Here is a 19,281-nt window from a genome sequence, read left to right on the forward strand (position 1 = left end):
CAATAAAAAAATAGCCACTTATGTGGCTATTTTTATTGATTTTTATGCAGCTTTATTCGATGCCTTGACTTCGCAAGTAATCTTCATAATTACCTGTATAATCAATCACTTTTTCTGGCGTGATTTCAATAATACGGCTAGCCAGTGAGCTGACAAATTCGCGATCATGCGATACAAAAAATAACGTTCCTTGATAAAGCTCTAATGCCATATTTAATGATTCGATCGATTCCATATCAAGGTGATTAGTCGGTTCATCCATGACAATGATATTTGGTCGTTGCATCATCAATTTGCCAAACAGCATACGGCCTTTTTCACCACCAGATAGAACTTTAACTTGCTTTTTAATATCATCTTGGGAGAACAATAATCGACCTAAAATACTACGTACCGCTTGTTCATCATCATTAGGTTGTTTCCATTGACTCATCCATTCAAATACCGTTAAGTCCTGTTCAAACTCATATTCATGATCTTGCGCATAATAACCAATATTGGCATTTTCTGACCATTTAATATCACCTTGTTCTGGTGTTAATTCATTCATCAAGGTTTTAAGTAGGGTAGTTTTACCGATACCGTTAGTCCCTAAAATTGCTACTTTTTCGCCAACTTCGACCATGAGATTAAGATTTTTAAATAAAGGACCATTGTCGAAACCTTTAGTGAGGTTTTCTACCACTAGTGCATTACGAAATAGTTTTTTATCTTGCTCAAAGCGAATAAATGGGTTTTGTCGGCTGGATGCCTTGACTTCTTCCAGTTTTATTTTTTCAATTTGTCTAGCTCGAGATGTTGCTTGTTTTGATTTAGCGGCATTAGCACTAAAGCGACTGACGAAGGATTGTAATTCACTTATTTGTGCTTTCTTTTTCGCATTATCAGCTAATAAACGTTCTCTTGCTTGAGTAGCGGCAGTCATATAATCATCATAATTGCCAGGATAAATACGAAGTTCACCATAATCCATATCGGCCATATGGGTACAGACCATGTTAAGAAAATGGCGATCATGGGATATGATGATCATTGTGCTTTCACGTTCATTTAAGGTATCTTCTAACCAACGGATAGTATCAATATCTAAGTTATTGGTTGGTTCGTCGAGTAATAAAATATCTGGATTTGAAAATAGCGCTTGGGCTAATAATACCCGTAGTTTCCAACCTGGAGCAATTTCGCTCATTAGACCATAATGTTGTTCGATAGGAATACCAACTCCAAGCAATAATTCACCAGCTCTCGCCTCCGCACTATAACCATCCATTTCGGCATATTGGGTCTCTAAATCAGCGACTTTAAAACCGTCTTCCTCACTCATTTCTGCTAACGAATAAATGCGATCACGTTCTTGCTTGATTTGCCATAATTCTGTATGTCCCATAATTACGGTATCGAGAACAGTAAACTCCTCGAAAGCAAATTGATCTTGGCGTAATTTACCCAATCTTTCATGTGGATCAAGCGATACATTGCCTGAAGTTGGCACTAAATCGCCACCAATAATTTTCATAAAGGTGGATTTACCACTCCCATTAGCACCAATTAATCCATAACGATTACCATTACCAAATTTGACAGAAATATTTTCAAATAGAGGCTTACTGCCGAATTGCATTGTGATATTGCTTGTTGTTAACACTGATAATTACTCTCGAATTGACAAAAGGAGGCAGTTATATATAACAAAAATACATATAACACCATTAAAATAAATTTCTTTATATTATGGCATATTTAACACTTTTTGAATAATTCAGTTTTATCTCTATGAATTTACTATTGATTTTCATGTTTGTTATTTTTTAACAAACAAAAATTTTGTTAAAAGCAATATATAAAAACTTTAATGAGAAAAAGTGGTTTAGAAAATATTATATTAGTCTTAAGCAGTGAAAGTGAGAGATAACAATAGCTGTATCTCCAACTCAAAGAATATTGAAAATATTCCCAATATACTTCTATAACTTAGAAATCATCATCACAATAAGATTTTTTGATTTTATTAGCAAAAATATTTAAAAATTAAGTCATAAGTATTGTTAATACTTAATCTAAATTTAATTGAAAATATGCAATTAACTTTATGTTTTATAGAGTAATTCATATCATATCAATTGATGCTCGCTGTTGTATTTCAGCGTCGAAGTAATCATTATTCGATTATTATTTAATTGGGTAACTATATTTGTCATAGTAAATGAGCAAGCCATCGATAAAAACAAAAATGCTGCTATCATTTTCTAATCAAAACTTAAACATTGGTAAATTATAATAAAATCCTATCTTGTTGTTTCAATTAGAATAATAGTATCATTAATACGTTTTAATTGTAGAATTGGCGGAATTGCAATAAAAGGCTTGATTTGTTATCGCTCATAAATCAAGCCTTGTATGATATCAATATGAATAAAAAGGATTTCGAATAATAGGGACAATATATGAAATATTTTTGGTTATCGATAATGTTTTTTTATCTAAGCTGGATTAGTTGTTGTAAAGCAACAAATTTCAAAGATTTAACATCTTGGCAGTATTACGATCAGGAAATTCCAATACAATCAACAGAGGGAGAGTTGTGGGTATTTGATGATAATCGAATTAAATGTGATTGGTTCGAAGATATAGAAGAATTTAATTGTAATTTACTTTTTTTAAAATCAAATAAAAAATTTGATTTTTCTATACCACTCGGTAGTTTCATTGACAGTACTTCATTTAATGGATATTTGTACAAAAGTTCTGCAAATAATTTATTTAACGTGTTTCTTATTGAGGGCGAGTCTGAACGTGGTTCAGTTGGTTACTATGTTTTAATCTTTGATAAAACTAAATTGGTTAATCATTTCTACCTTGATTATGGCAGAGCCGGTATCTATTCGTTTGACCAAGCTAAACAATTATTACAAGATAATGCTACAGATAATAAAGAGTTACCAGAATTGAATATCGATAATGCTGAAAATTTTGATGAAATTTATATCAATCCAAAATATTTTATTTCAATTTATAGAAAAAATAATAAGTTTTTATTTAAGATTGCTAGAAATTATATGTGGAATCCTGACGATATTCCAATAACGGATGAAAATAAATATATCTATATTGAAAAAACAATCAATGAATAATTGGAGTAAGAAGTAATTATTGTCATGGTTGTAATCAATTAGCACATCAAAAGGTTTACAACCGATATATGAATTGTTACCATGCCTGACTTTTTATTTTCGGTACAAATTTGCTATGTATTACCTTATTTTTGTCACCATTGTTTGGTCGTTTTCATTTAGTTTTATTGCGGTTTATTTAAGTGGTCAAGTTGATACTTGGTTTGCGGTAGTCATGCGCGTTTTGCTGGCTTTTATTACCTTTATTCCTTTTTTACGTTTTAAAAATGTCTCTGTAAAGCAGATGTTGCTTTTGATGGGAGTAGGTGCATGCCAATTAGGAATTATGTACTTCTTTTATTACAACTCATTTCAATATATTTCGGTGCCAGAGGTTCTATTATTTACCATTTCAACGCCAATTTATGTCACCATCATCTATGATTTACTGCAAGGGCATCGACTAAGACTTAATTATTTATTAACGGCCATTATAGCGGTAATTGGTGCGGCAATTATCCGTTATGATCACATCAGTCGTGATTTTATCATTGGCTTTTTATTAATTCAGGGGGCCAATATCGTCTTTGCTTTAGGGCAAGTCGGCTATAAACGTATTATGGAACTCTATCCATTACCGCAACATCAAGCTTTTGCTTGGGTCTATTTTGGCGCAATAGTTGTAGCAACTATTGGTTGGTTATTATTTGGTAATGCTGACAAACTGCCAACCACTCAATTACAGTGGGGGATTATTATTTGGTTAGGTGTTGTGGCTTCGGGATTATGTTATTTTTTATGGAATTTAGGTGCGACTAAAGTCGATTCTGGTACATTGGCGATTATGAATAATTTGGTTATTCCGGCTGGTATTTTAGTTAATGTTGTTATTTGGCACCAATCAATAGATTGGGGGCGATTCACTGTTGGTAGTGCAGTTATTGTTTTTGCTTTGATTTTACACTACAAATTCAAAAATTTTGCGGTGAAATAAGTTAATCTTAAGCAAAAGGTAACTGTAACATTATTGATAGAATTAACGGTGTTGTTATCGATGACAATGCCGTTGATATCAATAAGCTAGATGCGATAGGTCCTTGTAAAACCTCAAACTGTCTTGCCATCATATAGCAATTTATGGCTATTGATACGGAACTTAATAATACAATAACTTGTAGCTCTAAAAGAGGTAATCCTAACAATTTACCTAAAATATAAGTCGCAATTGGTAAAACAAATAGTTTGATAATACAGATTACTATAGTGATATGTAAATCATTACGAATTTTATATTCAGCCAGCCCCATACCTAATACGATTAATGATAGCGGTGCGGTCATGTCACTGACCATTTGGGTCGATTTTTCGATAAATATAGGTAAAGGTATACCAGAGTAATTAACGGCTATACCGACAAATATGCCGATGATGATTGGATTTTTTGATACATTTTTAAAGGCTTTGATAAACCCTTTGCTTGATAGTTTACCCATTTGCACAAATTCAATGGATACTGTTGCTAAAGTCCATAAAATTAAAGCATTAAATATTACGATAATGGCGACTATAGGAATCGCTTTTTCACCCAATAACATATTAATAATTGGAATACCAACAAATACCGTATTTGTGTAAATTCCACCCATAGCAAACATGGTACTTTCAGAACCATTAAGTTTAAAAAATTTAACCGCAATAAAGCAACTCAAGGCAAAAACAATAAATGAGCCACCAAAAAATACTAATAAAAGATTAATATCGATTTCTGAATGTTCAGAAAAGTGGCTCATAATTTGAAAGAGCATAATTGGGAAAGCAATATAAAAAGTGAATTTAGTGACACTATCGGTTACCGTTTTTTGCCAACGGCCCATTTTTACAGCAATATAACCTAACAAAATTAAGATAAATAAAGGTAAGGTCGTTAAAAACTGCTGCCATAATGTGATTAAAAATTCCATCTTAATATATCTTTCTATGCATGTTTTCTGGTGAAGTACCATTCTAATTCAGTTGAGCGATGAGAATCAAATTGGTAGCCATCTAAATTAAAACTTTTAATATCATTACAATTATTAATGTTATTTTTTATAATAAATCGGCTCATTAATCCGCGCGCTTTTTTAGCGTAAAAGCTGATCACTTTATAATCATCTTTGCTTTTATCTAAAAATATCGGTTGAATAATTTTGCCATTTAGGTGTTTAACTTGAATCGCTTTAAAATATTCATTAGAGGCTAAGTTAATTAAGGTTGGTTGAGATGATTTTGCTAACTCTTCGTTGAGTTTATCGGTTAAGCTTTCTCCCCAAAATTGGTAAAGATTAGTCTTGTCACCATTTTTTAACCGGATACCCATTTCTAAACGGTAAGGTTGAATTAAATCAAGTGGTTTTAATAAACCATATAATCCAGACAGAATACGTAAATGCGATTGCGCAAATTGCAAGTCACTAGCAGTAAAATCTTCAACATGTAGACCTTCGTATACATCGCCTTTAAACGCTAGGATCGCTTGTCTGGCATTTTGTAAATTAAAATCAGGATGCCAATTCTGGAATCTTTCATAATTAACTGCCGCAAGTTTGGGGCTGATAGACATTAATTTAGCTAAATCATCGCTAGTTAGCTTTTTACAAACAGCAATAAGTTGTTTTGTTGCCTCTAAACAGTCAGGTAGGGTATGGGTTGTAGTGATTAATGGACTTTGATAGTCAAGGGTTTTGGCTGGAGAGATGATAGTTAGCATAAAAAGTGTTACCTATTGTGTTTTGTGCGAATTGGGTATATTTTACCTGTAATCTTAGCAAATAAGGAGAATAAATATGAATAGTACCAAAAAAGAAATACATGATATTCGATCTTGGGCAAATATTCGTGAAACTTCTATTGAAATTGCCGAGGCTATTTTTGAACTAGCTAATGATGATGAAAAATTAGCAGAACAAATTTGGGAAGAAGGTAGCGATGAAGTGTTACAACGCGCTTTCGCTAAAACTAAAGCTGATAAGCTCTTTTGGGGTGAACAGACTATTGAACGTAAAAACGTATAATATGTATTAAAAATCAATTGGTTAGATTTATTTTAAGTGATCAAAAGGATTTTAAAATTTTATGAAAATAATGAAATTAATGACTATATTTATTATTTTTATGCCACTAGTGGTTTTTGCTAATTCAAAATATGCTGATTTAAATCAGTACGAATTGCGCATCTACTGTGGTCGTGAGCCTTCAGAAGCAGCCCTGACTGAATGTTTAGAAAAAATTTTTTATATTAGTCAAGCTGAGTTAGATAAATCGCAAAAGAAATTTTTCAATAAACTTGATAATTGGTGGGAAGATAAAGAATACATCGTAATTGCTAAAACTAGATTGGAAAAATCTAACCAAGAATTTATTAAATATCGCACTCTGCAGTGTGATTTTGCACGTTCGTTAGGTGGTGGAGCAATTGATAATGCGCTAGATATGATGAAATTTTCTTGCCTTGCTGAACTAAATTTTCAACGAGCAAAACAACTAGATCTTTATCTTAAATAAAGTACAAGATTAAATCTTTATTTAAATTATTGTACTGATTTGTGTGATATAACCATTTTGGTTTTAACGTTCTGTTATAAATGAATTAATTATTATAGTTACTATTATAATAATTTTTCTATTTCTTATAGCAAAATAAAATTATCAATAGTTATTCTCAGTATATAATAAAATTTTAAATGACAATTTGATCTTGATATGAAATTAACTTTTTTAGGGACAAGTGCCGGTTCACCAACCGCAGAACGTAATGTAAGTAGTGTTATGCTTGATCTTCGACAAGAACGAGGGCGATTATGGCTGTTTGATAGTGGTGAAGCAACGCAGATGCAAATGCAAAAGGCCAATTTTAGTTTAGCTAAATTGGAGATGATATTTTTGACTCATTTGCATGGTGATCATCTATTTGGTTTACCTGGTGTGTTAACCACTCGTTCATTAATGCAAAAGCAATCGGCATTAACGTTAGTTGGACCTAAAGGTATTAAACAATTTATTCAAACAGTGATTGAAATTAGTTCTTCATGGCTTACTTACCCTTTAAATATTATTGAACTTGAACAAGATAGCTTAGTATTTGAAGATAATAAATTTCGCGTTGAAGCTAAATTATTGCAACATCGAGTCCCTTGTTTTGGTTATCGTATTGTTGAAAAGGATTTGCCTCCAAGCTTAGATATTGACAAATTGCAGCAAGATAATATTAATCCTGGTGTACACTACGCCGTTTTAAAAGAAGGGTTAACTGTTACTTTAGATGATGGTAGAACGATTGATGGTAAGGATTATCAAGGCGATATTAAACGAGGCAAAAAAGTAGCTATATTGGGTGATACCATTCCTTGTCAAGCATCCATTGATTTAGCCGAAAACGTCGATTTATTAGTGCATGAGGCCACTCAGGAGCAAGCTTTTGAGGCAAAAGCCATTGAACGTGGGCACTCAACGACAATACATGCCGCCAACATTGCTAAGCAAGCTAAGGCTAAAAGGTTAATCATAACGCATATTAGCCCTAGATATAGTATACAAGATAATCAAAAACTGGTTAATGAAGCAAGGAGCGTCTTTGCTAATACTGAAATTGCCACTGATTTTGCCTCTTTTCAAGTTTAATCAATTACGCCGACATTGTCGGCTATTACTAATCAAACTAATCAAAATTAAAACTATAACAATAATTAAAACATGACTTTTCTTATATATTTTTACTATATCGAGATGACCATATTTGTAAAAAATATTGAGAAGTCTATACCATCTTATTTTTGCTTATCTGAACTTAATTCCTTAGGACTAATTTGGTTATTAAACGGCCTTAATAAAATTATTTTATTTGTGATTTTGATAATAATTATGTCATTTAGATTAATATTCCTAATTTTTTCATCCAATTAACATAATCATCTGCACTTTTATTTACCTCATTCAAAGTAATTTTATCTGGGTAATCTGGTTCATTGTTTGCGCCATAAAGTGCAAACATAGGCTGATAATCAGCATGAATGTAATTCATTGTTAATTCGAAAGGTTTTAATATTTCCTCAAGCGTATATTGATATTGTCCTGTGCAGGAATAATCTGTTTTCTTAATACCAGCTGAAACCGCTAAAGCCACTTTTTTGTTATTTAATTTATCGCCTAAAGAACCGAAAGCCCAACCATAAGTAAAAACGTCGTCAAACCATTGTTTTAACAGTGGTGGACAATTAAACCAATATATTGGGAACTGAATGACTAAATTCTGATGGTTTTCAATTAAATTTTGTTCAAATTTAACGTCTATTTGTTGGGTTGGATAGCATGAATATATATCATGTATGGTTAGTTGTTCATAGTATTGATTTAATTTATTAAGCCAGCATCGATTAACACTTGATGATGATAAATTTGGATGGGCTACAATCACTAAAGTTCGTTTCATTCTCAATATTCCTTTTTGTTGTGATAAATCATCTTGTCATAGTAATATTGATACAATTATTTTTGAAGTACGGTAATTGTTGTTATGTACTATCTTTAAGGAGAGTGTAAATATGGAAAAGCATCATTGTGCAGAAGATAATTTCGAGAATAGTGGATTTAATTACACGCTCTCGATGATCAGAGGAAAATATAAGATTATTATTCTTTATTGGTTAAATGAAAATCAACCATCTATGCGCTTTAATGAACTAAAACGTAGCATTAAAGAAATTTCCTTTAAAACATTGAGTAATACTTTAAAAGAAATGGAGAGAGATAAATTAATTTTTAGAAAAGAACACCCGCAAATTCCACCAAAAGTTGAATATGGACTATTAGAACGGGGTAAAACACTAGTGCCTGTATTAGATATGCTTTGCCAATGGGGAAATATACATAAAGATGATAGCTTGGATTAATTTAGAAGCTAATTTTTGTAAAAAATATTGAGAAGTGTATACCGCCTTAAGATGAAAATGATTCATTAATATCATTTAGTATCACTATTTACAGAAAAATTTTATTGATGATTGTAGTGGTTAGATAACTTTATAAATAAATTTTATTAAGTGATAAATGTAGGATGAAAAAGTAAGTTTTTGTAAAAAATATTGGGGAGTCTATACCATCTTAATATAAAAATAATGAGCTATTTACTCTAATAGCCTTAAACTGATTCGCCGACTTTGCCGGCGAATATATTGATTTATAAGCAAAAATCTTTAATTAAATTTTCAATGGTTAATTTGGTCGGTTTTAAGAAATCCATAGAGATAAATTCATCTGGTTGATGAGCTTGCTCAATTGAGCCTGGCCCTAATACAATGGTTGGGGAGATTTGATTTAAATATGGCGCTTCAGTACTGTAGTTAACAGTTTGCGCGGTGTGACCAACCAGTTTTTCGATATGATTTAATGCTGGATGATCTTTTTTACATTCATAGCCCGGTATTGGTGATACCTCATATTCGATGGAAACTCGATTAGGATATTGGTCCATAACGGGTTGTAATGCTTCACAAAGGGCACTATAAAGTGAGTCAATATCGTTATCTGGTAATACCCGAATATCAATAATCAATTCACAACAGCCACAGATACGATTAGCTGCATCACCACCATGAATAACGCCAAGATTCATGGTTGGATAAGGTACGCTAAAGCCATCATTGTGATATTGTTCTTTGAATTTTTGTTTCAAAATAAGTAATCTCTCAATCACTAAATGCATGATTTCGATAGCATTAATACCTTTGTCTGGATCACTTGAATGGCCTGACTTACCAATAACTCTAATTGAATTAGATATAAATCCTTTATGAGCACGAATAGGAATTAATGAGGTAGGTTCGCCGATAATCGTGCAGTCTGGTTGTAGTTGCGTTTGTTGGGCAAAAAATGAAGCGCCAGCCATTGATGTCTCTTCGTCTGCGGTTGCTAATACATAAATTGGTTTAGTTAATGTTTTAAGATCGATATCACGTAATGCATCTAATATAAATGCAAAAAATCCTTTCATATCTGCCGTGCCTAGCCCATAGAGCTTATTATTTTCTTCGGTTAACTTGAATGGATCTTTTGTCCATTGCCCATCATCAAATGGCACAGTATCACTATGACCACTCAATAATAGGCCGCCTTGAGTTTTATTGTCACTATTGGAATAGGTGGCTAACATATTAAATTTATTACGAGTATTTGGTACAGGTTGAATGTCAATTGTAAAACCTAAATCAGCAAACCATTGCGCTAATTTGTCAATTAGTGGCTTATTGGAATAATCTAATTTTTCATTGGTTACATTACTGATAGTTGGCGTGGATATTAATTCATTATAAATTGTCAAAAAAGAAGGAAGAGCCATAAAATCACCTTTATTAAATAAGTCAGCTGGGAAAAATATATTTAATTACTATATTTCCTTACAGCACTGCTAGCAATAGTTTGTTGCTATTTTGTTAGACGGTTATTGATTAGCAACTAATTGTTTAATCATTGAATATTTCGCTACTATTATAGTTAAAGATAGGCTAAATATTATTTGTCATTATTGTTATAATAACTTATTTTAAAGCTACTCAAAGTAAAAATTTATTATCAATCACTAATAAGGAAATAGACAGTGAAGATTAAATCATTATGGTTTATTGGTTTACTCATGCCATTTTTCGCAAATGCACAAAATCCATCATTTGATGATGATTTTAGTCATTTATTAAAAAGCTTTACCCAATGTGATAAGACTTTTTTTTCGGATTTAAATCAAAAAAAATATCGTAATTATTTTCCAATCGTAAATTTACCAAATGGTTATAGCAAATTTGCCACTAAATCTATTAATCATCCCCAAAAAAATAGACTTACATTTGATCCACCGATTATCTTTAATGGTTTAAAAATCGAAAGTTTTGATCAGTCTCAATATATTAACGATGATCATCTAAAGTACTATTATTGGGGATTTAACACCGATAATACCTTTGAAGAGATTAAAAGTGCGTTACCATGGGTTGATTGGCAGATATCGGCTGATGGCACGCTTGATGTTGCCAATGCGTTATTTTATAAAAATGGAGTTTGGTCTGAGAATAAACATGTATTAACCAATGACTCTCCAGTAAGAGGCACCGCTGAAAATTTATTGTTTCTTGAATATGATAGGTTTAGTGGCAAAGTCATGATTCAATGCACAGTTCAAGGTGATATTCCATTAAAAGAATTAAGACGATTTAGACCGGATTTATGATCTTTTTCAAAATAATAGTTTAACATTTATAAGATAACTCCAAATTAATTTTATATTGATTTGGAGTTTAGTTTTTTTATTAACCTTATTCCATTGACTGAATCAATAAGATATTAAAATATTTTCAATTAAATTAATTAGATATTCATTTTTTTGCTTGTCTTTATAAATCATCATCTACGTTTATTGTGATCTATATTTAAAATTATAAATGACCTTTTTTAGCTTTTACTGCGTTTGTTTTGAGAGTTGATATTATTTATAAAATACATTTGCTATGATGATCATATTGAAAATAAATCGCTTCTAACGATTAAATTTTTCGTTAAGGTTTATTATAGATTTGTCACTTTAGAATAAGGTGTTATTCATGAAACAAATAAACAAAAAATGGATTGTTATTGCAGTTGTGGTTGTTGTTATTGGTTTTATTTTGTGGCAGCAATTTAAACCTGATGGCTATGGTGCCGATTTTACTAGTGGCAACGGACGTATTGAAGCTACTGAAATCAACATCTCTACTAAGCTAGCCGGTAGAATTGAAAAGATTAATGTTGAAGAAGGTGATTTTGTCGCTGCAGGTCAACCGCTAGTTATTATGCAAACTGATACGTTACAAGCGCAATTAAATGAAGCTCAAGCTCAACATCGACAAGCTATGAGTAATGAAGCGACATCAAAAGCACAAGTAGCTTTAAAAATGAGTGATAAAGTTGCAGCTTTAGCGGGTGTTACGCAAAGAGAAAGTGACTTAGATATAGCTAAAAAACATTTACAACGTACGACAGCGCTTTATCAAAAAGGAGCGATTTCAGTACAACAATTTGATGATGATACAGCTAAGGTAAATAGTGCCAAAGCGGCATTAGATTCAGCTAAATCACAAGTTACCGCTGCCGATGCCGCAATTGAAGCTGCTCAAGCAGGTGTAGAAAGTGCTAAATCAGCGATAAATGTAGCGTTAGCGAATATCAATAAAATTCAAGCTGATATTAATGATAGTACCTTAACTGCTCCTGTTGATGGACGTATTCAATATCGTATAGCCCAACCTGGTGAAGTTTTACCTTCAGGCGGAAAAGTATTAAATCTAGTCAATCTGTCAGATGTTTATTTGACTTTCTTTTTACCTGAAATGATTGCTGGAAAAGTAGGAATTGGTGATGAAGTAAGATTAGTGTTGGATGCTTTACCTGGTAAAGCTATTTCAGCCAAAATTTCATTTGTATCTAGTGTTGCACAATTCACGCCTAAAACTGTTGAAACCAAAGATGAACGTCAAAAATTGATGTTTAGAGTTAAAGCACAATTAAGCCCAGAATTGTTAAGGTGTTATATCACTCATGTTAAAACCGGTCTTCCAGGCGTTGCATGGGTTAGACTTGATCCTAATACGGAATGGCCTGCTGGTTTATCTGATGTTGCAAAATGCCAAACAAAATAATTGGAGATAGCATATGTCAGAATCGGATAAAAAGGATTTGACGTTACTTGCAGAAGGTAAAACCATTGAAGATGCAGTTGTTAATGTCAGCAATGTAACATTACATTATAAAAAAACTTGTGCACTCAATGATGTCAGTATTGCCATCCCACCAAGATGCATGGTGGGATTGATTGGTCCCGATGGGGTGGGTAAATCGAGTCTATTGTCTTTGATAGCTGGCGCGCATGTCATCCAAGAGGGATTAGTTTACGTATTAGATGGGGATATGAAAGATAAAACCCATCGTCAAAACGTATGTACCCGTATTGCTTATATGCCACAAGGATTAGGTAAAAATCTTTATCCAACACTGTCAGTCGAAGAAAATTTACAATTTTTTGCCCGTTTATTTGGTAATGATGCAGCCGAAAGACGGCGACGTATCGATGAGTTAACCAAAAGTACCGGTTTATATCCTTTTTTATCTCGGCCTGCAGGTCGTCTTTCTGGTGGGATGAAACAAAAGGTAAGTTTATGTTCGGCTTTAATTCATGACCCCGATTTACTGATTCTTGATGAACCAACAACCGGCGTTGATCCGCTTTCTCGTGCACAATTTTGGCAACTCATTAATAAAATCCGTGAGCAACGACCACAAATGAGTGTCATTGTTGCTACCGCGTATATGGATGAGGCACAAAACTTTGATTGGTTAGTGGCAATGTATGGTGGTAAGATCCTCGAAACAGGTACACCACAAGCGTTGTTAGCCAAAACAGCAAAAGATAATTTAGATGATGCTTTTATTCAATTAATGCCTGAAGATGCTAGAGAAGGTTATCAAGCCGTTGAAATCCCACCATTAGATCTAAATCAAGATTTAAAAGTAGCAATCGAAGCAAAAGGATTAACTAAGCAATTTGGCGATTTTATTGCGGTTGATCATGTTAATTTTTCCATAAAACAAGGTGAGATTTTTGGCTTTTTAGGCTCAAATGGTTGCGGTAAATCAACCACCATGAAGATGTTAACTGGTCTATTACCAATTTCGTCAGGTGAAGCGTGGTTATTTGGTAAACCGGTTGATGCCAGTGATATTAATGTAAGACGCCATTTAGGTTATATGTCGCAGGCATTCTCACTTTATAGTGAATTGACGGTTGAACAAAACCTCGTGTTACATGCTCGTCTGTTTGGTATTGAAGAAAGTAAAATACCAGCAAGAGTCGAGGAGTTAGTTAAGCGTTTTGGTCTGGAAAATGAATTAAAAAGTTTGCCAGATAGTCTACCGTTAGGCGTTAAGCAAAGACTTTCTTTATCGGTCGCTGTGGTTCACAACCCTGAAATACTTATTCTGGATGAACCTACTTCTGGTGTCGATCCGATTGCTCGTGATGACTTTTGGCGTTTAATTATTGAGCTTTCCCGAAAAGATAAAGTTACCGTATTTATCACTACTCATTTTATGAATGAAGCGGCACGTTGTGATAGGATTTCGTTAATGCATGCTGGTAAAGTTTTAGCCAGTGATACGCCAGATAATATCATTCATTCTAAAGATGCGAAAACCCTTGAAGAGGCCTTTATTCGATATTTAGTTGATGCAGGTGCTGATGATACGAGTAATGATGAAAAAGTTAGTGAAATGCCTAAAGCTGTAGCTAATGATAATGAGCAAGTTAAAATCAATGCGCATCATCTACAAGGATTTAGTCTAACTCGTTTGATTGGTTGTCTATGGCGTGAAACACTTGAGTTATCTCGAGATCCATTGCGCGCTTTATTGGCACTGTTAGGTTCAGCGATATTAATGTTGGTAATGGGTTATGGTATCACGATGGATGTTGAGGACTTAAATTTTGCAGTATTAGATCGTGATCAAACGATTACCAGTCAAAACTATATTACTAATTTATCTGGCTCTAAGCGTTATTTTATCGAGAAACCGCCAATTACTGATTATGATGATATGGATCATAGGATGAGAAGTAATGAGATAGCGTTGGCTATTGAAATGCCACCTAATTTTGGCCATGATATTCAACGCGGTGATCCAGTTAATATCGGTATCTGGATTGATGGGGCTATGCCATTACGTGCCGACACGATTAAAGGATATGTACAAGGTATGCACCTTGCGTGGTTAAGTGACAAAATAAAAACCACCACCGGTACCGCATCTAGCTCATTGGCAAATATTGAGACCCGTTATCGTTATAATCCAGATATTAAAAGTTTGCAAGCGATGGTGCCTGCGGTCATTCCTATTTTACTCTTAATGATTCCGTCAATGTTAGCGGCATTATCCGTAGTGCGTGAAAAAGAGATGGGATCAATAATTAACTTATATGTAACGCCTGTTACTCGAACTGAGTTTTTATTAGGTAAACAAGTTCCTTATATTGTTATTTCGATGCTTAGCTTCTTATTACTGCTACTTATGGCGGTTACGATATTTGGTGTACCGATAAAAGGAAGTTTGCTAACTTTATGTTTAGCTGGATTGGCTTATTGTATTATTGCGACAGGCTTTGGCTTACTTGCCTCAACCGTAACACGTAGTCAAATTGCGGTTATATTTTTGACATGTGTTGGTACTATGTTACCGGCGATACAATTTTCGGGGTTACTCAATCCAGTAGCATCATTAGAAGGGAGTGGGAGATATATTGGTGAAGTCTATCCAACTACCCATATGCTTATTATTGCTCGGGGTGTTTTCAATAAGGCATTAGGATTTTTTGATTTACATAACTCGATATTTACTTTACTTATCACTATTCCGATTATACTTGGTGCAAGTATATTCCTCCTCAAGAAACAAGAAGGATAGATATTATGCAAAGTTTTATTAATATTTATCGCTTAGGTATTAAAGAGTTATGGGGATTGATTCGTGATCCAATCATGTTATTGTTAATCGCCTACTGCTTTACGCTGGATATTTATACCGCAGCCACCGCAACTTCAGATTCACTTCATCATGCTTCAATTGCGGTGGTTGATGAAGACGATTCGCCTTTATCAAGGCAAATTATCGCAGCGCTTTATCCACCAATGTTTAATAAGCCAGTTAAATTAAATTCAATGGATGAAGTTGATCGTGGAATGGATACCGATAGTTATACTTTTGCATTAAATATACCACCTAATTTTCAACGCGATGTGTTAAATAACCAAAATCCAGAAATTCAGCTGAATATTGATGCAACCCGAATGGGACAGGCTTTTGTAGGTAATGGTTATATTACGCAAATTGTTACCAGCGAAATAACTAAATACTTTAATCAAATTGATAAACCAACCAGTTTGCCGGTTAATATTGAGGTTCATGCGGCATTTAATCCTAATTTAACTCGTTCCTGGTTTGGCTCCGTCATGGAGATTATCAATATTGTTACCACATTGTCGATTATTTTAACCGGTGCGGCATTAATGAAAGAGCGTGAGCATGGTACTATCGATCACTTGCTGTCAATGCCTGTGACACCATTTCAAATCATGATTTCTAAAGTTTGGTCTATGGGGCTGGTGGTGCTTGTTTCAACGTGGGGGGCACTGTTAGTCGTTGTTCATGGTTGGTTAAATGTGCCAATTGAGGGCTCGATTACTTTATTTTTGATTGGTGCTGCTTTGCATTTATTCGTGACAACGTCACTCGGTATCTTTATGGCGACGGTGGCTAAATCAACCGCACAATTTGCGATGCTATTTATTTTGATTCTTCTACCGTTACAGATGCTTTCAGGTGGTAGCACGCCAAGAGAAAGTATGCCGGAAGTGGTGCAAAATATTATGTTATTTGCACCAACAACCCATTTTGTCGAATTAGGGCAGGCAATTTTATATCGAGGGGCTGGTTTAAGTGTGGTTTGGACCTCGTATGCGTGGCTATTAGGAATCGGTAGTGTGTTTTTCCTTATTGCGCTTAAACGTTTTCGTAGTTCAATTGTTAATATGGGCTCTTAATTTTATTAATAATAATGTGCAAAAATTAACTTTATTTTTTACTTAACAATTTAAATTATTGAAGTTTTTTTATGAAAAAGATTCATTTACAAAAATATATTATTGCAATTTTAACTGTTATTACTGTTCCTTTTGCAATGGCCGAGTCTTCAGATAATGTTGATAGTAATACAACTGAAGCTATTCCCGTCTATGATTCAAGAACTGAATTTTTAGATATCAATAACAAGGCAACTGAATTTATTACCGCTTATAATAAAGCGCATCATACTAATTTACATATTGTCGAAGTAAATGGAAAAGATTATTTACCTCGTTGTCTTGTACCATTGAAAGCTGGTTGGAAGAAAGCAGAAGTTCATGGCGGTAAAATTCCTTTTCGATATGTTATTTCTATTTCTTGTGAAAAATCGAAGGATGATAGATATAGAAAAAAATGGGATATTGATGTGCATGTTCGCAATGAACAAGGTAATTCAATTCAATCAATTGATTAAATTATTATCTTAGCGGTTAATCCGTTATCTATTTTACAAAAGGTAACTCGTCCCAACGAGTCGTATACCGTTGGCTAAGTCGCTCTCGCTTGATTTGCCATGCTGCAGTTTGTCTGATACCGCCTAAATGAATAGTGTTTTTTCCCATTTTCTGATTAATGTAATCCATGGTTTTCATTAATTGTTCACTTTTGTGTTTTTCAGTTGCTGATGTTTCAGCTGTAAATAAATCCGATTGGCAATAATTATCTTTAGTTTTTAGATCAAGTAACATCACACCTGATTTCATAAATAAAAAACCTGGTTTATAAATGGATTGTAACCCTTTTTGAGCCGCATGAATAATTAATCTTGAATCATCGCTCGCCGATAGCAATGGCACCACAATTGACGGATTATATTCTACTAATTCAGGTCGAAATCGATTAGTTTTTAAAAATACCAGTACGGCATTAGCAACTGATTTTTGCTTTCTCAATTTTTCTGCGCCACGGCTTGCATGCACACGAATTGCTTCTTGTATATCAAATAGGTCATTGGTTAAATGACCAAAACTACGTGATGTCATAATATTTTTTTTAGCTGTATGCAGATCATCTAATTCAATACAATTCATACCACGTAACTCAAGTATGGTACGCTCAAGGACAACAGAAAATGACTGTCTAATTTGTTTTAAATTTGCTTGATGTAAATCCCAAGCGGTATGAATACCTAGTTCTTTTAATCTTTGCGTAATTCGCCAACCAACCCCCCATATATCTGCAACTGAGAATTGCTTTAAGATAGTTATTTTTTCTTCCTGATCCGTCGGAAAACAATAAACACCTTGATGGATAGGGTGTTTTTTGGCGATATGATTAGCTAATTTTGCTAGCGTGCGAGTTGTAGCAATCCCGATACTGACAGGGATACCCGTATCTCGTTTTACTATTGCTTTTAAATTTTGACAATGACTTAAAACATGACTAAACCCGTTTAGATGAATGAAAGCCTCATCGATCGAATAGAGCTCGATATCCGCAGTATAATGGCGAACGGTATCAAATACTCGCTGACTCATATCACCATAAAGTTCATAATTAGAGCTTAATAAGGTAATTTTTTTTTGAATATGGGAGGGGATTTGATAGGCCGGCATGCCCATCGCGACTAACGGTTTGAGTTCATTAGAGCGAGCTATTACACAACCATCATTATTTGAAAGAATACCAATTGGTTTTCCTTCTAATTTGGGATTAAATACCCGTTCACAAGATGCGTAAAAATTATTACAATCAATTAAGCCAATCATGAGTGTCCCCGTTTACGTAGGGAATGAATGGTATGTATTACCACTCCCCAAATATGTACGTCTTTGCCAACTAATGAAATTGGAGGGTAAAGTTTATTGCCAGACAATAAATGATGTTCGCCATTGATAAAACTTAAACATTTACAGGTTAATTCACCATCCACAGCAGCAACAACAATATCATCTACTTTTGGTTGTAAAGATCGGTCGACAACAAGGAGATCACCACTATAAATGCCATAATCAATCATTGAGTCACCAATTGCTTTAATATAGTAAGTTGCACTAGGATGCTTCACTAAATGACTTGTTAGATCTAGTTTTGTTTCTAAATAATCATCAGCAGGAGATGGAAATCCAGCTCTTACTGGTGTATCAACTAAAGGTAAATAAGCAGTGAGCGAACTATTAGCTTGCCCAAGGACAACACAATATTTATTCAAGAAAAGACTCCGAAAAATTAATAAAAACGAATAGTGCCAGATGATTCGTATTAAAAATAATTATATGTATAAATATACAGTATAAAATACTTAATTCAATAAAAACGAGTGTAAAAAAATAAAAATAGATGATTAAAAAAAGATAATTTGTTACTTTACAACTGACTAAAATTTAATTAGCATACGCGCCATTATAAATAGCAAAGGAGATTTTTATTATGATTTGTTTAACAAACCTTTGCAGGTTGATCCGCCAATAATTAAGTAACTTTTTCTATTCTTACTTCA

Annotated in this window: 18 protein-coding genes; 11 read left to right on the forward strand and 7 right to left on the reverse strand. The window is 33.5% G+C overall.

Annotated elements, in window-relative coordinates; translation table 11 throughout:
- Window positions 1-52: 52 nt before the first annotated feature.
- Window positions 53-1,645: an ABC-F family ATPase gene (locus AC5LWZ_RS06685; RefSeq protein ID WP_065651174.1), complete on the reverse strand. Its 1,593-nt coding sequence runs from the start codon at window positions 1,643-1,645 to the stop codon at window positions 53-55.
- Between the two features lie 799 nt (window positions 1,646-2,444).
- Here AC5LWZ_RS06685 and AC5LWZ_RS06690 point away from each other — a divergent pair.
- Both AC5LWZ_RS06690 and AC5LWZ_RS06695 read left to right on the forward strand, forming a co-directional pair.
- Entirely contained in the window at window positions 2,445-3,131 is a 687-nt protein-coding gene (locus tag AC5LWZ_RS06690; protein ID WP_493463314.1) for a hypothetical protein, read from the forward strand.
- A gap of 115 nt (window positions 3,132-3,246) precedes the next feature.
- Window positions 3,247-4,104 carry a carboxylate/amino acid/amine transporter gene (locus AC5LWZ_RS06695; RefSeq protein ID WP_493463315.1) on the forward strand — a complete coding sequence of 286 codons (858 nt, stop codon included), beginning with the start codon at window positions 3,247-3,249 and terminating at the stop codon, window positions 4,102-4,104.
- A 7-nt stretch (window positions 4,105-4,111) separates the two neighbouring features.
- On the opposite strand, the gene AC5LWZ_RS06700 is transcribed toward AC5LWZ_RS06695, so the two are convergent.
- Window positions 4,112-5,071: an AEC family transporter gene (locus AC5LWZ_RS06700; RefSeq protein ID WP_493463316.1), complete on the reverse strand. Its 960-nt coding sequence runs from the start codon at window positions 5,069-5,071 to the stop codon at window positions 4,112-4,114.
- Window positions 5,072-5,085: 14 nt separating this feature from the next.
- Window positions 5,086-5,859: a peroxide stress protein YaaA gene (yaaA, locus tag AC5LWZ_RS06705; protein ID WP_493463317.1), complete on the reverse strand. Its 774-nt coding sequence runs from the start codon at window positions 5,857-5,859 to the stop codon at window positions 5,086-5,088.
- 76 nt (window positions 5,860-5,935) lie between these two features.
- Here yaaA and AC5LWZ_RS06710 point away from each other — a divergent pair, with 76 nt between their 5' ends.
- From AC5LWZ_RS06710 to rnz, 3 genes are all read left to right on the forward strand, one after another.
- On the forward strand, window positions 5,936-6,163 hold the full coding sequence (locus AC5LWZ_RS06710) for a YccJ family protein (protein ID WP_086364319.1): 228 nt from the start codon (window positions 5,936-5,938) through the stop codon (window positions 6,161-6,163).
- Window positions 6,164-6,224: 61 nt separating this feature from the next.
- Window positions 6,225-6,653, forward strand: a complete 429-nt coding sequence (locus AC5LWZ_RS06715) for a lysozyme inhibitor LprI family protein (RefSeq protein WP_086358893.1) — start codon at window positions 6,225-6,227, stop codon at window positions 6,651-6,653.
- Window positions 6,654-6,851: 198 nt separating this feature from the next.
- On the forward strand, window positions 6,852-7,769 hold the full coding sequence (rnz, locus tag AC5LWZ_RS06720; RefSeq protein WP_493463318.1) for a ribonuclease Z: 918 nt from the start codon (window positions 6,852-6,854) through the stop codon (window positions 7,767-7,769).
- A gap of 247 nt (window positions 7,770-8,016) precedes the next feature.
- Here the strand turns inward: rnz and AC5LWZ_RS06725 are convergent, their stop codons facing one another.
- A complete protein-coding gene (locus AC5LWZ_RS06725) occupies window positions 8,017-8,577 on the reverse strand; it encodes an NAD(P)H-dependent oxidoreductase (protein ID WP_493463319.1) in 561 nt (186 codons plus the stop codon).
- Window positions 8,578-8,689: 112 nt separating this feature from the next.
- Here AC5LWZ_RS06725 and AC5LWZ_RS06730 point away from each other — a divergent pair, with 112 nt between their 5' ends.
- Window positions 8,690-9,037, forward strand: a complete 348-nt coding sequence (locus tag AC5LWZ_RS06730; protein WP_110447908.1) for a winged helix-turn-helix transcriptional regulator — start codon at window positions 8,690-8,692, stop codon at window positions 9,035-9,037.
- 287 nt (window positions 9,038-9,324) lie between these two features.
- On the opposite strand, the gene argE is transcribed toward AC5LWZ_RS06730, so the two are convergent.
- Window positions 9,325-10,482 carry an acetylornithine deacetylase gene (argE, locus tag AC5LWZ_RS06735; protein WP_493463320.1) on the reverse strand — a complete coding sequence of 386 codons (1,158 nt, stop codon included), beginning with the start codon at window positions 10,480-10,482 and terminating at the stop codon, window positions 9,325-9,327.
- Window positions 10,483-10,740: 258 nt separating this feature from the next.
- Between argE and AC5LWZ_RS06740 the strand changes: the two genes are divergently transcribed.
- The 5 genes from AC5LWZ_RS06740 (at window position 10,741) to AC5LWZ_RS06760 (ending at window position 17,256) form a co-directional block, all read left to right on the forward strand.
- On the forward strand, window positions 10,741-11,364 hold the full coding sequence (locus tag AC5LWZ_RS06740; protein ID WP_493463321.1) for a hypothetical protein: 624 nt from the start codon (window positions 10,741-10,743) through the stop codon (window positions 11,362-11,364).
- Between the two features lie 370 nt (window positions 11,365-11,734).
- Complete coding sequence (locus AC5LWZ_RS06745; protein ID WP_198247181.1) at window positions 11,735-12,808, forward strand: HlyD family secretion protein; 1,074 nt, start codon at window positions 11,735-11,737, stop codon at window positions 12,806-12,808.
- Between the two features lie 13 nt (window positions 12,809-12,821).
- A complete protein-coding gene (gene rbbA, locus AC5LWZ_RS06750; protein WP_198247182.1) occupies window positions 12,822-15,623 on the forward strand; it encodes a ribosome-associated ATPase/putative transporter RbbA in 2,802 nt (933 codons plus the stop codon).
- Between the two features lie 5 nt (window positions 15,624-15,628).
- Window positions 15,629-16,759, forward strand: coding sequence for an ABC transporter permease (locus tag AC5LWZ_RS06755; RefSeq protein ID WP_110447903.1), 1,131 nt, complete (start codon window positions 15,629-15,631; stop codon window positions 16,757-16,759).
- Between the two features lie 71 nt (window positions 16,760-16,830).
- On the forward strand, window positions 16,831-17,256 hold the full coding sequence (locus tag AC5LWZ_RS06760; protein WP_493463322.1) for a hypothetical protein: 426 nt from the start codon (window positions 16,831-16,833) through the stop codon (window positions 17,254-17,256).
- Window positions 17,257-17,284: 28 nt separating this feature from the next.
- On the opposite strand, the gene AC5LWZ_RS06765 is transcribed toward AC5LWZ_RS06760, so the two are convergent.
- Together AC5LWZ_RS06765 and AC5LWZ_RS06770 are read right to left on the reverse strand one after the other, a co-directional pair.
- Window positions 17,285-18,550, reverse strand: coding sequence for a Y-family DNA polymerase (locus tag AC5LWZ_RS06765; RefSeq protein ID WP_493463323.1), 1,266 nt, complete (start codon window positions 18,548-18,550; stop codon window positions 17,285-17,287).
- Complete coding sequence (locus AC5LWZ_RS06770; RefSeq protein ID WP_198221378.1) at window positions 18,547-18,993, reverse strand: LexA family protein; 447 nt, start codon at window positions 18,991-18,993, stop codon at window positions 18,547-18,549. Before AC5LWZ_RS06770 ends, AC5LWZ_RS06765 begins: the two co-directional genes overlap by 4 nt.
- Between the last annotated feature and the right edge of the window lie 288 nt (window positions 18,994-19,281).

This window comes from Gilliamella sp. LMG 34362 (assembly GCF_984569125.1).